This is a genomic window from Rhodopirellula sp. J20-39 (assembly GCF_057365095.1).
Genome location: NZ_CP195123.1, coordinates 2,409,536 through 2,423,746 on the forward strand (window position 1 = coordinate 2,409,536; position 14,211 = coordinate 2,423,746).

The 14,211-nt window shown below is 55.4% G+C and carries 11 protein-coding genes; 7 read left to right on the plus strand and 4 right to left on the minus strand.

The window, feature by feature from the left end:
* Nucleotides 1-81 precede the first annotated feature (81 nt).
* Nucleotides 82-1,140: a LamG-like jellyroll fold domain-containing protein gene (locus ACR3ZL_RS08745; RefSeq protein WP_473648247.1), complete on the plus strand. Its 1,059-nt coding sequence runs from the start codon at nt 82-84 to the stop codon at nt 1,138-1,140.
* Between the two features lie 14 nt (nt 1,141-1,154).
* Here ACR3ZL_RS08745 and ACR3ZL_RS08750 read toward each other — a convergent pair whose 3' ends face one another.
* The 4 genes from ACR3ZL_RS08750 to ACR3ZL_RS08765 all read right to left on the minus strand — a co-directional run bounded on the left by ACR3ZL_RS08750 (nt 1,155) and on the right by ACR3ZL_RS08765 (nt 6,322).
* Complete coding sequence (locus ACR3ZL_RS08750) at nt 1,155-2,165, minus strand: ZIP family metal transporter (protein WP_473648246.1); 1,011 nt, start codon at nt 2,163-2,165, stop codon at nt 1,155-1,157.
* A 96-nt stretch (nt 2,166-2,261) separates the two neighbouring features.
* Nucleotides 2,262-3,572, minus strand: coding sequence for a hypothetical protein (locus ACR3ZL_RS08755; protein ID WP_473648245.1), 1,311 nt, complete (start codon nt 3,570-3,572; stop codon nt 2,262-2,264).
* A gap of 161 nt (nt 3,573-3,733) precedes the next feature.
* On the minus strand, nt 3,734-5,074 hold the full coding sequence (locus ACR3ZL_RS08760) for a 3-keto-disaccharide hydrolase (protein WP_486173383.1): 1,341 nt from the start codon (nt 5,072-5,074) through the stop codon (nt 3,734-3,736).
* A 105-nt stretch (nt 5,075-5,179) separates the two neighbouring features.
* Complete coding sequence (locus ACR3ZL_RS08765) at nt 5,180-6,322, minus strand: sulfotransferase family protein (RefSeq protein ID WP_473648242.1); 1,143 nt, start codon at nt 6,320-6,322, stop codon at nt 5,180-5,182.
* Between the two features lie 266 nt (nt 6,323-6,588).
* On the opposite strand from ACR3ZL_RS08765, the gene ACR3ZL_RS08770 reads away from it, so the two are divergent.
* The 6 genes from ACR3ZL_RS08770 to ACR3ZL_RS08795 all read left to right on the plus strand — a co-directional run bounded on the left by ACR3ZL_RS08770 (nt 6,589) and on the right by ACR3ZL_RS08795 (nt 14,152).
* The gene (locus tag ACR3ZL_RS08770) at nt 6,589-6,915 is read left to right on the plus strand and encodes a MazG nucleotide pyrophosphohydrolase domain-containing protein (RefSeq protein ID WP_473648241.1); all 327 of its coding nucleotides are present in this window, start codon (nt 6,589-6,591) and stop codon (nt 6,913-6,915) included.
* Nucleotides 6,912-9,473 carry a hypothetical protein gene (locus ACR3ZL_RS08775; RefSeq protein ID WP_473648239.1) on the plus strand — a complete coding sequence of 854 codons (2,562 nt, stop codon included), beginning with the start codon at nt 6,912-6,914 and terminating at the stop codon, nt 9,471-9,473. The genes ACR3ZL_RS08770 and ACR3ZL_RS08775 overlap by 4 nt, the downstream gene beginning before the upstream one ends.
* A gap of 53 nt (nt 9,474-9,526) precedes the next feature.
* Nucleotides 9,527-10,465: an ABC transporter ATP-binding protein gene (locus tag ACR3ZL_RS08780; protein ID WP_473648238.1), complete on the plus strand. Its 939-nt coding sequence runs from the start codon at nt 9,527-9,529 to the stop codon at nt 10,463-10,465.
* Nucleotides 10,466-10,653: 188 nt separating this feature from the next.
* Nucleotides 10,654-12,423 carry a formylmethanofuran dehydrogenase subunit A gene (locus ACR3ZL_RS08785; RefSeq protein WP_473648237.1) on the plus strand — a complete coding sequence of 590 codons (1,770 nt, stop codon included), beginning with the start codon at nt 10,654-10,656 and terminating at the stop codon, nt 12,421-12,423.
* The gene (gene fhcD / locus ACR3ZL_RS08790) at nt 12,420-13,394 is read left to right on the plus strand and encodes a formylmethanofuran--tetrahydromethanopterin N-formyltransferase (protein WP_473648236.1); all 975 of its coding nucleotides are present in this window, start codon (nt 12,420-12,422) and stop codon (nt 13,392-13,394) included. The genes ACR3ZL_RS08785 and fhcD overlap by 4 nt, the downstream gene beginning before the upstream one ends.
* A complete protein-coding gene (locus ACR3ZL_RS08795; RefSeq protein ID WP_473648235.1) occupies nt 13,391-14,152 on the plus strand; it encodes a formylmethanofuran dehydrogenase subunit C in 762 nt (253 codons plus the stop codon). Before fhcD ends, ACR3ZL_RS08795 begins: the two co-directional genes overlap by 4 nt.
* Nucleotides 14,153-14,211 lie beyond the last annotated feature (59 nt).

Here is a 14,211-nt window from a genome sequence, read left to right on the forward strand (position 1 = left end):
TCCTTCATCTGCTGCCGACTGCATCGTACGCCAAAAAAAGAGAGCCGAGATATGTCCTTGCGAATTTGCCTAGTTGCCCTCGTGGCTGTTTGTTCCATGGTTGCCTCTGCGGACGATCGCAACCAACATGCTGATGGGGTTGTTTATGGCGGGACATCCAACGGAGTGCTGGCTTCGGCGCAGGCCGCGCTGGTGGGGGAAACGGTAGTGCGTGTTTCGCCGACGAGGCGTCTCGTTGGAATGACCTCGGACGGATTTGTCCGCAACGAAGGCGGTGTGCAGGATCGTTCGGGAGCCGAGCATTTGACTTCGGTCAAAGTTGCACGCGTTACGCCGGAGTCCATTCCTGATCTGCTCACGTTTTGGGACTTTCAAGAATCGGATCCAGCAACCTACGTCAGCAAAGGTGCCTATCAATACGGATTGTCTGAAATGAACGGGCCGATCGAGCGTGCCGACGAGGGCGTTTTTGGGCCGTCGGCCCTGCGGATCAGGCGGGGGCAATGGTTGAGGATCAAGCGAGAAGACTGTCCGGCATTAAACCTGCGAGGTGAAGATGAGGTCACCATGATTGCTTGGATTAAGCGTCAATCGGAAAACAATTGGCAATACATCGCTGGCATGTGGAACGAACGCGACGCGATTCGCCAGTACGCACTGTTTTCCTGCGGTCACAAGCAAACCGATCACACAACTCTGCTACGGATTGATGCCAAGAACCAGCCTCACGGCTACGTCTCGGATGTAGGTGGTGCAACGCCCGAGCGTCCGTTTTGCTTCTCGTATGGCACGGGGAAAACCACCCTGACAAAGGATCAGTGGTTCATGCTGGCTTTCACGTATGACCACCAGGCGATTCGTGTCTACACCAACGGAAAGCTAGATGAGAACGGTAACTACAATCCGTTTCGTTGGGACAAGCCGATCTTTGATGCCGGGCCGGAAGGCTCCGATTTCACGGTCGCACAGCGGGCGCTGCCAGCTTGGCCTGGCTATCCAGATGTCGAAGAGCCGACGCATCATGAAGGGTTTGGTGGCGTCCTTGGCGGCTTGGCCGTTTATAAGCGAGCCCTTCGGGCTGACGAAATTCAGTCGCTGTATCAAGCTACTATGCCAAACGCGGATGTTGAGCGAGAGTAAGCTTCGCGAATTATCTACGGCTTTTGTGAACTATCTTCAGTCGTGATTTCGCTATCGGTTGCTGCTTCGTTTTGCGGCGTGACTGAAATGGTGTCAGTTTCGTTTTGCATGATTCCTGGATAGGCGTGCTCGTGACCTTCATGGTCCATGTGTTGATGGCCGGGCAGGCTTTCGATACCAACCGCGATGGCGACACCTAACAACAAGGCGAAGGTGAGTTTGCCTCGGTCGTGATCGTGGAAGGCGACTTCAGGTAGCAGGTCAGCCAACGCGATGCAGATAAAGAAGCCAGCGGAAATGGCTAAGCCCCAACCGAGGATTTCATTGCTTTCAGCAAAACGCGTGGCACCGAAGTACATCATCAAGGCACCGAGCGGGCAGGCGACCGAAAACAGTCCGTTGGCAATACTTTGCGAGCGGATCGACCAGCCTTGTTTGCCCATGACAGATGTAATGGCGAATGCATCAAGCGGCTTGTGCAGAGCCACAGCCAGGAAAGTTCCCAGTCCGGCGAGGCCTAACCACGCACCATGATGCGCGTCCGCAATCACGCTACTGGCGAGTGCTACGCCGTCGATGATCGTGTGCAGAGCGAGCCCAAAAAACATTCCTGCCCAGCTAAAGCCCTTCTTTAGTGCCGGCGTTCGCTCGTGTTGGTGGGCTTCGTCTTCGTGATCATGGTTGTGTTCGTGGGTATGTCCGCAACCGTGGTGCGAATGATCGTTGTCGTGATCTCCAACTACACCGTGGTCGTGAGTGTGAAAAAGGCGGACCAGCAAGAACATCGTGATCAATCCGGCCAACGCGGCGGTTCCCGTTTTGGACGATGATCCCAGCACTTCACTGGCGTGGGGCAAGAGATGCAGCATCGCGATGCCCAGCATTAATCCGCCAACGCCGCTCATTAAGAGTTGGGTTCGCAGGTGGGTCATCCGAAACAGCTTCGACATTTGCCCGCCGGTCACCGATGCCAAAATAATGAACACGCAGTAAACGAGCAGCAACGATTCGGGCGAAAGTGACATAGCGGGTCGGAGACGGGCGAACGGGCGGAGACGATTGGGGCAAGGACAACTTGGGGCGAATTTGCTGGATATCGTAGGCGATCAGGGAAAAACTGCCTATTGACCCTCGCCGGAGTCTGTGTCGTGGACTTCGGAAAGCCAGAATTCGCTTTCCGCTTCCTGCATCGCCCGCAGGTCTGGTAGCCAGGTTTCACGCCGAGTGCCATCAAATCGGTCCGATGCAGACTTGAGAACGCAGCGAATCTGACGGTTCCAATCATTTGCTCGAGCTAGTTCGCCAGCTAACAGCAGTTGATATCGAGCTTGCGGCAAGATGGGGACCCCGCGAGTGGTCAGCGACCATTGATCGAGGTCTAGCGAATGCCAGCCGTCACCATCGCGATCATCCAAGACGACCTTTCGAAGCGGAGACGGCATTTTGCTAAACGTGTTTCGATGAACCTCTGCATGCACCCGACTGTTATGCGGCGAATACAACGCCCATGAAAGCCAGTGGTCCCAATGCCAGCGGTCTGCGTCTTGCCGTCCACGTCGTTCGGTCGGTGGCAGGATGATCGCCAGGGCAACTAACCCGCCGGCTAGCCGTGTCCGCCAAGGCTGAACGTCGGTTATCGGCAACGGATTCGATTGTTCATTTAAGGCCGAATCTGTCGCAGCAATAGACACCTTTTCATTGAGCGGACGCGGCTGACAGAACAGCAGATAGGCCTGTCCAGCCAGAAACAGATTCCAAATCAATACGCCGGCGCTATGTGCCATCGCCCAGGGGGACAGCAGAATCAGCAAGCCCACGTGCATTGCGATTGCGAGGACGCCGCCGAATCGCCGCGTATGGGGGATCGCCAGCATGATCGCCGTCAGCAGTTCGAAAGCGGGGAAACCCGCAGCCAGTTTGGTTCGGATTGAGTCATCCCAGTTCTCAACCTGAACGCCAACAAAGCCCATCGCGGTCTGCAGGAAGTCTTGTCCGACGGTGTGTAGGAATTGATAGTCGAACTTTCCTAGCGAGCTAAAAGCGTAGATGCTGATCGTCAGCACTCGCAGGTAGCCAACCACTCGTGACGTTGGTACCAAGACAAACAACACCGCATACAACGCCATCTGGTACGCCCAAGGTTGCAGCCGATGCTGGTCAGCGACAAACGCCATCGCCAATGCCAATGCAATAAGAGACCATGCGATGCACCGGAGTCGTGGACGCCCTTCGCGATTAAACGCCAGCAATATCAGTACGGCAACGAGCATGACAGGCATCACGAAGAGATTGATGGCAGTGATGCAGACGCTAGGCAAACTCAACATGGGCACGCTCGGATACAGCGACGTGCCGGTCCATTCCGATGGCAGCCAAAGCCGAAAGGTTGCCGCTAGCAAGGCGAGTAGCCCCGTCGCCGCGTAGCGTGACATGGTTGACGATGTTGGGTTTGCGGACAATTTGATCCCGTCCAGTTCTTAGCGAGACAAACCATCGCGTCTCACGCTGCGAAATTCGCCAATGGGTTCCACCAGCGACAAAGCTGAAAACTCCGTCGACGCCAATTTCGTTCGACGCCAATTTCGTTTCGATGCTATTGGTCGGTTGCTGGTTCAGCCGTGACAATAGGCGTGTTCACGATGGATAGTTTTCGGAACTTCGCTTGCGTGGTTGGGTCGTGACCTTGGACGATGATCGTACCCGGTTCAAGCCGCAGTCCTTTGCGAGGATTTTCGTGCGGCTCGCGGTCGTCGTAGATGTCGCTGACCTGCAATCCGTTGACCCACGCGGCGAAATGCGATCCATCCGCGGTCAGCAGGATCGAATTCCAGCGTTTCGGTTCACCCGCCACGATTCGTGCGTCTTGACGTCGGAAAATGCCACCGGCACCGCAATCCGCCGGTAGCAACGGGTTGTTGTCTTTGGTTTCGTTGCTGACCTGGCATTCGTAGCCCATCATGATGTCGCCGGGGATAGCGCGAAAGAAGAGACCGGAATTGGATTTTGGGTCATCCATTTGGTAATCCGCAAGCAGTGTGAAATCGCCATAAGTTTCTTTGGATTCCAGTTGCTGTTTCCCTCCATCGACGACCAGGTTTTCGTTGTCATCGACAAGGAACTCGCCGTCCATATCGTCGTACTGCTTCCAATTTGCGAGGTCCGCATCGATCAGGTTTTCCAGGCCGATGGGCCGCAATCGGATGTTGCGAAAGCTGATCTCGCCAAAGCGAAATTGCAAACCGATGTAGCCAAGCCGAGGCGACGAGGCGTCATCCATTTCGCACGTCACTTCATCGTTCACTTTGACGACCAACCGTTCGCCGTCGCAAACGATGTTCATGGTTTGCCACTCGTCCGATTCCACGGTGACCGGTTCGCCCTTTTTACGTTGCACGACGCTTCCGGTTGGGAAGGGATCCTTCGATGACGCGATGTTGATTTCGTAGCATTCGGTCTTGGCACTTTTGGGATCCAAATTGGATCGCACAAAAACGCCGGAATTCGTGTCGTCGTCGGCGAGGTATTCCAGTTCCAGTTCAAAGTCCGCCCATTGGGTTGTTGTCATCAATAAGCACGGTTTGCCTTCGTTGGCGTGAAGGGTTTCGTCTTTGACTTGCCAGTTTGCTTCCCCGGCAATCACCCATCCAAACAAGGTGTGACCGTCGAACAAGCGGATCCAGCCTTCGGTGGTCTCTTCGATAGGCAGACGAGCGGCCAGCAGTTGTTCGGCTGAGGCCTCGTACACTTGGGCTTCGAAGACGAACGGCGTTTCGTTGGATTCTTTGGTGTCGGCGTCAGCAAGTTCCGCTGTTTCCGCGGCGTCGTCCGCATCGGTGGATGCGGTTGGACTCTTCGACGAGCAGCCAGAAAACGCGATCAGGAACGCCAAAACGAGAAACGGAAATGATTTGAAAAGGTAGCAGGTGTTTTTCATGGCGAAGGATAGGGAAGTCATCGATGCGGAGAACGGAAGTGTCTTGCCGTACACCCGAAATTTCGGGCGGCAAATGTTTATTCGTCGTGCTTTGTACTGATTGGCTTAGTAGCCATAGCGAGTGAAGTATTCACCCCAACGCTGGTGCAGGCGTTGTTCGTCTTCGGGTGAAAGTCGATGCGAGTTCGTTTGGTAGGCTTGATGTTCGGTATCGGCCCACGTTTGAATTTCTTCACGGACGGTTTCGAAGTCCGCTAGCCGTAAGTTCTCGTAGACTTTTTGAAGTGTTGCGACGGGATCAGCAATTAGGTCTTCGTAGCGAATGTCAACCAAGTGATGGTCCGCGATTTGATCGCGATTGGCATGAAACGCGGCGTACATCTGTTCGAGACATGTCAGGACGTATTCGTCCATCTTCTCCGCTTCGGCTGGCGAGTAGGAAGCTGCGTCACCGGGTACGGCTTGCAGTCCTTGAACAGCGTCGAGGCTACGCCACAAACGACAAGTACTCGGGAAAAGAGATCGCGGGTCACGGCTGATGTGAATGAACTTGGCTTGCGGGAATGCCTTTGCCAAATACTTCACTCGGCCGGTGTGGGTTGGGCTCTTGATAACCAGCGGTCGAGCGGTCGACACGCTCACACGAAGCATGAAATCCTGCAGCGTTTGCAGCCAGCTTTGGCGGGCTTCGTCGGATATGTTTTCCAGGTCGAGGTATTCCATGTCGACGGCACCTTGTTTGGGAAACGCGATGCGCCGATAGGGCGAAGGTTGGCCGAGATTAACCAATGCGAACTCATCTTCTTGAGGCCGATCCCATCCGGCGTCCATGTTGTCCATCGGACGCTTTCCAGGCAGCAACCAACCGAAGAAAGTGCGAAAGAACCACTGCGTCAGCAAAAAGTGCGAAGGTGCAAAGCATTGGTAGGTCGACGGGCTACTGAATCGCTCGTCGCGAACGATCAATTCGTGCAACAGCGTCGTACCGCTTCGCCAGTGCCCGATGATGAATACCGGCGGGCCGTGCAGTTCGGCTTCACGCAGTCGCCGCCGAAAGAGGATGTTTTGGATCCAAGTCAGCAAAGTGTTCCAAACGGTCGCCGACGTGATGATTGCTGCCATCGGCCAACGCGACGGGCTGACCGAAAATTGTCCTGACTTTAACAACTTCCACCATGCAACCGGCCGCATCCCGTGCCAAAACCGGGGGCAATAAAATGGGTAACTGTTCAGCGAAGGATCGGCCATGAACGGTGAAGTGCAACGAAAAGCGAAAAAGGAAATGAATGGCGGGTCAGAAATGCCGGAACAGGGTCAGATATGCCGGAACATCAGGAAAGCCATCGCATCAGAAATGCCACAGCAGTCAAGCACCAACTTTGGGGGGGCAGACTTTACTAGGTTATCAGCCTGCCGCCTCGTACGCGTGGCTCATATGGTTAGAATATCACAATACCGGCTCGTTGCCCCACGGCGCTTTCCCACTTCTCTGCAATCAACCCCCCACCCTCTAGATGACCGACTCGGTTTCTGGCAAAGGTCTTTCAATCGAAGACCTTCAGCAACACATCCATCGGATGTATTACGACAAAGACGTGGCCCGCGGTGTGGACGGGACATTCATGTGGTTGATGGAAGAGGTCGGTGAACTCGCCTCGGCATTGCGAGGCGATGATCGTGAGAATTTGAAGGAAGAATTCGCGGACGTGATCGCTTGGCTATTCACGATCGCCAATGTCGCCGATGTGAATCTTGCTGATGCACTGGCGGCCAAATACGGTAACGGGTGTCCAGGGTGTGGGAAGTTCGAATGCACATGCAGCTTGGACGAGAAACCATGAGATCGCTTCAAATTGAACAGGAGGCGTCTTGCCGGAATGGGCTAAGTCGCTGGGGTGCGTTCTCGCTGATCATGTTGCTTGCGTTGGCAATCAGCTCACCAAATCGAACTGCGTGTGCTGAAGATGGAGCCTCCGAAGCTAAGCCAACTCAGCCCGAGAACGCCCAGTCCGAGAACGCTCAGTCCGGAAATGCACAAGACGACTCCGTGGCTACCGCGGAAGCCAGCGAGATATCCAAGCACTGGATCGGAATCAACGGCCACTACCGTGCTGGACATTGGACGGCGATCCATGTCAGCGAGGCGGTCAATGCAAAATTGAAAGCGGAACAAGGCAAGGTTGTCGACAACGCGGAAGCATCCAAGCCGATCGTCGAGCAACTCGTTTTGCAAACTTCCGATGGCGACGGTGTCACGGTCAACTACCGGCAAGACAGCGCGTCCGGCCCGATTGGATATTGTGTTCCTGGAACCGAAGCGGCGCCGTTGGTGATCGCGGTTGTTCCATCCGCAAACCACTCAGCATCCGGTAATGAGTCATTGTATGCGACACCGGAATCCGGCAACGTCTTGGTGAGAACCCGTTTTCCTGAAACTGGTGCCCCGGAAGACGGCCCGGCCATGATTCCGTTGGGCATGCCTTGGGTATTGGCTTTCGGTGACACGCTGGGGATCGACACGATCGGAGCCAACGAACTTCTCGATCGAGATGCATCCGTTGCGGTCACCCAAATCACCAAGCCCGAAATGATGCCTGACAATGTGTTGGGGCTTTCAGGTGTGAATTTGATCTTGATTACGAGCCGTGGAGCCGATGTGCTTTCGCAGCTTTCGGAAGCCCAGACCGGAGCTTTGGCCAATTGGGTGAAGGCGGGTGGTCGAGTCTTGGTGACGCTTGGGAAGTCGACGCCTGCAACGTTGAAAGCGGCACCGTGGTTGGCCGAACTGCTGCCCGAATCAGTGGCTTCGGCTTCGGTGGTGCAGCTTGATCCGTCCGGGATGGAAACGTACACGAACAGTCAAACTCGTTTAGCGGGCTTTGATGGGATTCGCTTGCCCAAAGTCAGTTCACTTTCGGGCAAACGAACATCACAAATTGGCGAAACGCTGATCGCGGGTCGAACGGCCCGCCGTATCAGTTTGCCTCTGGCGAGTCGCTATGTCGCTGGGTTTGGGAAGATCACGGTCGTGGCTGCTGATTTGGATCAGGCTCCGTTTTTGGAATGGCCGGAGCGGTTTGATATGGTGACCAAGCTGACCAACGAAAAGCTGGGACAGGAGCGAGGCGATGTCAGTAGCAGTATCCGACTGAGTGGCTTTTCGGACTTGTCGGGCCAGGTGCGGCGATCGTTGGACCAGTTTTCGGTTAAGCGGCGTTTGAGTTTTTCGATGATCGCTTTCGTGATTGTCGGGTTGATCGTTTTGGTCGCTCCGCTGGATTACTTTGTGGTGCGACGTGTGCTGGGGAATTCGTTGCTTGGTTGGCTGACGTTTCCGATCGTTGCCATTGTGATGTCGATTGGCTTGGTCATCGCGGCGCAACCCCAAACGGAGACGGCCAGTTCGTCGCCTTCCGCAAGCTCAACTGATGCGGGGAAAATGGTTTCGCAAGCCGACTCGAAAGCGGAACGACTAACGGCAAATTCGATGGAAGTGCTGGACGTGGATTCGTCGACGAAAACGGGGCGGTTGTTTCGTTGGTCTTTTGTCTATTCGCATACCGCGCAGCGGCTTGCCGTCAGTGCAGAGCCGAGCGAATCGCTGAAGTCGATCACTAACGAGGTCGCATACCGAAACCTTGCTCCCTTCGGTGCACCGAACCAATCGATGGGTGGAATTCAAATTGACGCCTGGAGTGATGCGATCGAAGTCGACGTGATCACTCCCGCCGGGAGCAATGCTTCGTCAAGCTCAACGCATGGTGTCGAGAGCCGAATCGAGTCACTTGAAATTGCACCTCGCGGAAGTAAGTCGCTGGCTCTTTCGATGCAGTTCGATCTAAACGTGGAAGCCAAAGCGATGCGGCGACGCGGTGGATCTGAATTGCTGCAAGGAAAACTCACCAATCCATTGGACGTTGATTTGCTTGACGCCATGTTGGTCTACCAGAACTGGGTGTATCTGCTGCCCACTCGTTTTCCCGCTGGTTCGACGATCGAAGATGTTGACCGGCTTCGCCAGAAGAACTTCCGATGGCAATTAGCTCGGCAACGTGCCTTGGAAAGTTCGTCCGAAGGAGAAAACTGGGACGTGACGCAAACGGATCAGCCCAAGCGGTTGGCGGAAATGCTGATGTTCCACAGTGCGGTGGGAGGCACCCGTTACACTGGGCTTCGTAATGAAGTGCTGGGTGAACTGGATCTCAGCGATTTGTTGACCGACGATCGTTGCATGTTGATTGGACGCGTTGCCCAGCCTTGGACGTCGATCGATGCCAGTGTCGCTGGTGGTTCCTCGCGCGAAGGTGCTCTCGCTGATTCTGGATTGGCCGAATCTATGTCGGGTTCGGCTTTGTCATGGGTGCGTTTGCTGATGCCTGTCGAAGAAGTTCGACGCTAATATTTTGATTGCTTTTTCGTTTTCGTATTTCGTTTTGTCTGAAGTGCTCCGTCGTGATTAAGACTGTTGACCTGACCAAGAAGTATGGCGATGCGTTTGCCATCAAGTCGATCGACTTGGACCTGGAAGCCGGTGACCTGTTTGGTTTCATTGGCCCTAATGGTGCAGGCAAAACGACGACCATGCGAATCATTGCAACGCTGTTGGAGCCCAGTTGGGGCGAGGCTTATGTGTGCAACCACAGTGTGCATACCCAGCCCAAGGAGATTCGCCGGTTGGTAGGTTACATGCCTGACTTTTTTGGCGTCTATGACGACATGACCGTGGTTGAGTACCTGGAGTTCTTCGCCGCGGCGTATCGCATCTCCGGCGAAGCACGTCGTAAACGCGTCAACGAGATGCTGGAAATCGTCGACTTGGATTTCAAGCGGGACGCGTTCGCGAACACGCTTTCGCGAGGACAAACGCAACGATTGGGACTTGCCCGAACACTGCTGCATGATCCACAGGTTTTGTTGCTCGACGAGCCGTTGTCGGGCTTGGACCCACGTGCCCGGATTGAAATGCGGAACCTGCTTCGCCGGCTTGGTGAGATGGGGAAAACCGTGATTGTTAGTAGCCACATTCTTCCTGAGTTGGCCGACGTGTGTAACAAAGTGGGCATCATTGATCGCGGTGAGCTGAAGCAAAACGCGAAGGTTACCGAAGTGATTCGGATGGTTCGCGAGCATACGGTTTTGATCATCCAGCCGAGTCAACGTGACCAAATGCAGGCGATCGAAGATTTGTTCGCTGGGCATCCGTTGGTGAAATCGACTGCCCCTGGCGACGATGCCGTGCGTGTGATTCTGAATAGCGATACGGATGACTACAGCGTGCTGCCGAAGCTGTTGATCGAGAACGGAATCAACCTGAAGCGATTTGCAGAAGAGGAACTCGATCTGGAATCAGCCTTCATGGCGTTGACCAAAGGCACTAGCACTCGCATGTAGCGACGTGTGTGTCAGGTCGCAGCGTTGTTCGATGCCGCAGCGTCGTTTGAAGTTATGCATCGTGCTGTTATCTGTCGTGAAGTCACGCGTGGCCTTCCGCTGCAATCTGTGTGATAATCGTGGTGCAGACGAACCCTCGGCTGCCACGACCTTGCGTCGACCGCCTACCGTTTCCCTCGCTTGAACTGATGCTGACCCGAATTCACGGCTGTCGACGGATCGATCCCGGTGCGAAGATTTCGAGCGAGGGGCGTTCTGGCGGCACCGCTAATTTCAAAGCGGATGCCAATCACGATATTTGGATGCGTGGCGACCGATTGATCGAAGCCCCGCCGCAAGGGACCGCGGCTGATCGTGAATTCGACGCCACCGGATGCCTGGCGATGGCGGGTGGCATTGATTTGCACACGCATATCGGCGGCGGAAAGCTCACGCTCGCTCGGATGTTGTTGCGAGATCAGATGCCACCTTGGCGAGAAGCCGGTGGTGCGGGAATCGGAGATCTTTCACCCGCTGAGTCCGCGTTCTTGCCGTCCGCAGCAGTCACGGCCCAGCGGTATCTCGATATGGGTTACACGACTTGTTTGGAACCGGCGGTGATTCCCTGCAACGCGCGTTCGGCGCATGCGGAGATGGCCGATGTGCGCGGGCTGGACACGGGCGGCTATTGTTTGCTTGGCAACGACGATGTGTTGTTGCAGATGATCTCCGAGGGTGTTCCGCAGGAGATCATTAACGCGTATGTCGCTTGGATGGTAACGGCCACTCGCTGCATTGCCGTTAAAGTAGTCAACCCAGGCGGAATCAACGCGTTCAAGTTCAATAAACGAACTTTTGACGTCGACACGCCCCACCCGCATTACAATCTCACGCCCGGCAAGATCATTCGCACGCTGTGCCGAGCGGTACATGAAATTGGTCTCGCCCATCCACTGCACGTGCACTGCAGCAATCTTGGTGTGCCGGGCAATATCGAGTCCACGCTGGCGACGATCAAAGCCGCTGATGGCTATCCGATTCATCTGACCCACGCGCAATTCCACTGCTATGGGACGGAGGGGCCGTACAAGTTTTCGTCTGCATCGGAAAAATTGGTTGCGGCGATGCGGGAGCATCCCAATGTGACCATTGACGTGGGCCAAGTCATGTTCGGTCAAACCGTCACGATCAGTGCCGATGCGATGCACCAGCACGCCAACAGTGCTCACGCTAAGCCGAGGAAGTCGGTGCTGGTGGACATTGAATTGGAAGCCGGGTGTGGTGTGGTTCCATTTCGCTATCGCCGCAAGGAGTTTGTGAATTCGCTGCAGTGGGCGATCGGGCTCGAACTGTTCTTGATGGTCGACGACCCGTCGCGTGTTTTTTTGACAACAGATCATCCCAACGGGGCTCCGTTTACGGCCTATCCGCATTTGCTCGCACTGCTATCGGATAAATCATTGCGAGAAACGGCGTTGGCTGAAATTCATGCGGATGCGGCGGCCAGCAGTTCGCTGAGCGGTATTAGCCGTGAGTATTCGCTGGACGATATTGCCACGATGACTCGAAAGGCTCCGGCAGCGATCCTCGGTTTGCAGGATCGTGGCACGCTTGACCCCGGCGGAGTTGCGGATGTGGTGATCTATCAATCGCAAGACAACGTCGAGGCGATGTTCCGCCAGCCCAAGTTGGTTTTCAAATCAGGCCGATTGGTGCGTCGGGAAGGTGTCAGCGTGATCGAACCGGGAACGGAACCGCAGGATCATACCTTGGCCGCTGGTTTGGCGAATGAGCATGTGGAGATTGACCGGAAACACCTTGCTGATTTTCGTCATCGTTACGCGACCAGTGGCACGTTCCAGTTTGATCGATTGTGGATTCATGAAGACGAAATGCCGGAGGTTATCGGCAGTCGATTGGCGGCCAGTGGGATGCGACTCGCAGGCGATTCCGATTCTGCAAAAGGAGAATCGGTATGAGTGAAGCTTCCTTGCGGCTATCCGGGGTTCCGATCGAAGCGACTTTTGCGGAAGCGTTCGATATGAAGGCGACTCGGTTGATCGTCACTGCGGACGATCGCCAGTGGTGCCGCGATGCGTGCGCAGCGATGTGTGGTTTCGGGACCAGTGTGATTGCGTGTGGAATCGAGATCGCGGTGGAACAAGAGTTATCGCCCAATGTCACGCCGGACGGGCGTCCAGGGGCGGCGATCTTGGCGTTCGCTGTGTCAGGTAAAGAGCTCGAAAAGCAAATCCCGCGACGGGCCGGTCAATGCCTTTTAACGTGTCCCACGACGGCGGCCTACGCGGGAATCGTCGGTGGCTCGGACGTGCATTCCAAGCGAGTCCCGCTTGGCAAGACGCTTCGCTACTTCGGCGATGGCATGCAAATCAGCAAGGTCATTCATCAAACACGGCGTGACCTGAACCAGAACGAAGTAGAGCAAGCGGTGCGTTATTGGCGAATTCCCGTCATGGATGGCGAGTTTGTGTGCGAACACGATGTGGCTCGCATCGACGCGATCGGCGGAGGCAATTTTATCTTGTTCGGACGGTCCATGAAGGCGGTTTCTCAAGCGTGTCGTGCAGCGGTTGACGCGATTCGGCCATTGCCCGGTGTGATCGCACCCTTTCCCGGTGGTGCGACGCGAAGTGGTTCGAAGGTCGGTTCGAAGTATCCCGCGTTGTTCGCCTCGACGAATGAGGCCTTCTGCCCAACGCTTCGTAATCTGGTGGACACGCAACTTCCGGAGGGCACCGAAGCGGTTTTGGAGGTGGTCCTTGATGGCATCGATACCGATTCGATTGCCAGTGCGATGAACGCAGGAATCCGAGCGGCATGCATGTCGGTGGGGGACGCCGGGCTGACTGGTGTGTCAGCGGGGAATTACGGCGGTAAGCTTGGGCGGCACCACTTTCAATTGCATGATGTTTTGAATGGAGGTGCATGATGACCAGAATCGAGATTCAGCTTCGTGATGATGTCGATTTCCAGGTCGACTGTTCCAGTATTCGGCTAGACGAATGGTGCGAGTCTTCGGTTGATGAGATTTGCCGCCGCCCGCTAGTCTCGTTCTCCGGTTGTAATGCACTGGAGAATTGCGTTGGCGATGTGTTTGACGTTCGGGTTGCAGGAAGTGCTTCCACGCCGGAGTTGCGAGTTGAAGGCAATACATCGCAATTGGATTGCCTGGGGCATCAGCATCGGTTTGGGCATTTATGGATTGAAGGCAGCGTCGGTCATCATTGTGGATCGTGTATGACCGGTGGACAGATTACCGTGCTAGGAAACGCTGGTGACGCCCTGGGTGCTGCGTTGGGGACTCGCGGCGTTGGCATGAATGGTGGCCGGATTTCCGTTCAGGGTAACGCCGGGGATCTGGCTGGTCACCGAATGCGTCGCGGTGAGATCGAGGTTCAAGGCGATGCGGGGAACGGACTGGCGTCGTGGCAGATCGCGGGCACGATTCGTGTGGGCGGTAACGTGGGCGAGAACGTTGGTTACGGGATGCGGCGTGGAACCTTAATTCTCGACCGAGCGGTTGATCTGCCCGAGGCCCGTTTTTCTGAGCCGGTTGACTTGCGTAGTCCGTACACGGTGTTAGCGGGGATAAGCCAGGAAGCGAATCCAATGCTTTGGCAAGTTCGGCGTGGTGACCGCAGTATTGGCGGCATCGGTGAAGTGTGGATGCCGGGCACTTCGAACTAGTCGCTGAGTCAGTCCAAAAAAAATCCCCGCCACACTTGAAGCGTGACGGGGATTGCTGA

Excerpts from the sequence above, each read along its gene's own strand:
- ACR3ZL_RS08795 (WP_473648235.1), top strand. The coding sequence starts at position 13,391 with ATGATGACCAGAATCGAGATTCAGCTTCGTGATGATGTCGATTTCCAG.
- ACR3ZL_RS08760 (WP_486173383.1), bottom strand. The coding sequence starts at position 5,074 with ATGAAAAACACCTGCTACCTTTTCAAATCATTTCCGTTTCTCGTTTTG.
- ACR3ZL_RS08775 (WP_473648239.1), top strand. The coding sequence starts at position 6,912 with ATGAGATCGCTTCAAATTGAACAGGAGGCGTCTTGCCGGAATGGGCTA.
- fhcD (WP_473648236.1), top strand. The coding sequence starts at position 12,420 with ATGAGTGAAGCTTCCTTGCGGCTATCCGGGGTTCCGATCGAAGCGACT.
- ACR3ZL_RS08770 (WP_473648241.1), top strand. The coding sequence starts at position 6,589 with ATGACCGACTCGGTTTCTGGCAAAGGTCTTTCAATCGAAGACCTTCAG.
- ACR3ZL_RS08765 (WP_473648242.1), bottom strand. The coding sequence starts at position 6,322 with ATGGCCGATCCTTCGCTGAACAGTTACCCATTTTATTGCCCCCGGTTT.
- ACR3ZL_RS08750 (WP_473648246.1), bottom strand. The coding sequence starts at position 2,165 with ATGTCACTTTCGCCCGAATCGTTGCTGCTCGTTTACTGCGTGTTCATT.
- ACR3ZL_RS08785 (WP_473648237.1), top strand. The coding sequence starts at position 10,654 with ATGCTGACCCGAATTCACGGCTGTCGACGGATCGATCCCGGTGCGAAG.
- ACR3ZL_RS08755 (WP_473648245.1), bottom strand. The coding sequence starts at position 3,572 with ATGTCACGCTACGCGGCGACGGGGCTACTCGCCTTGCTAGCGGCAACC.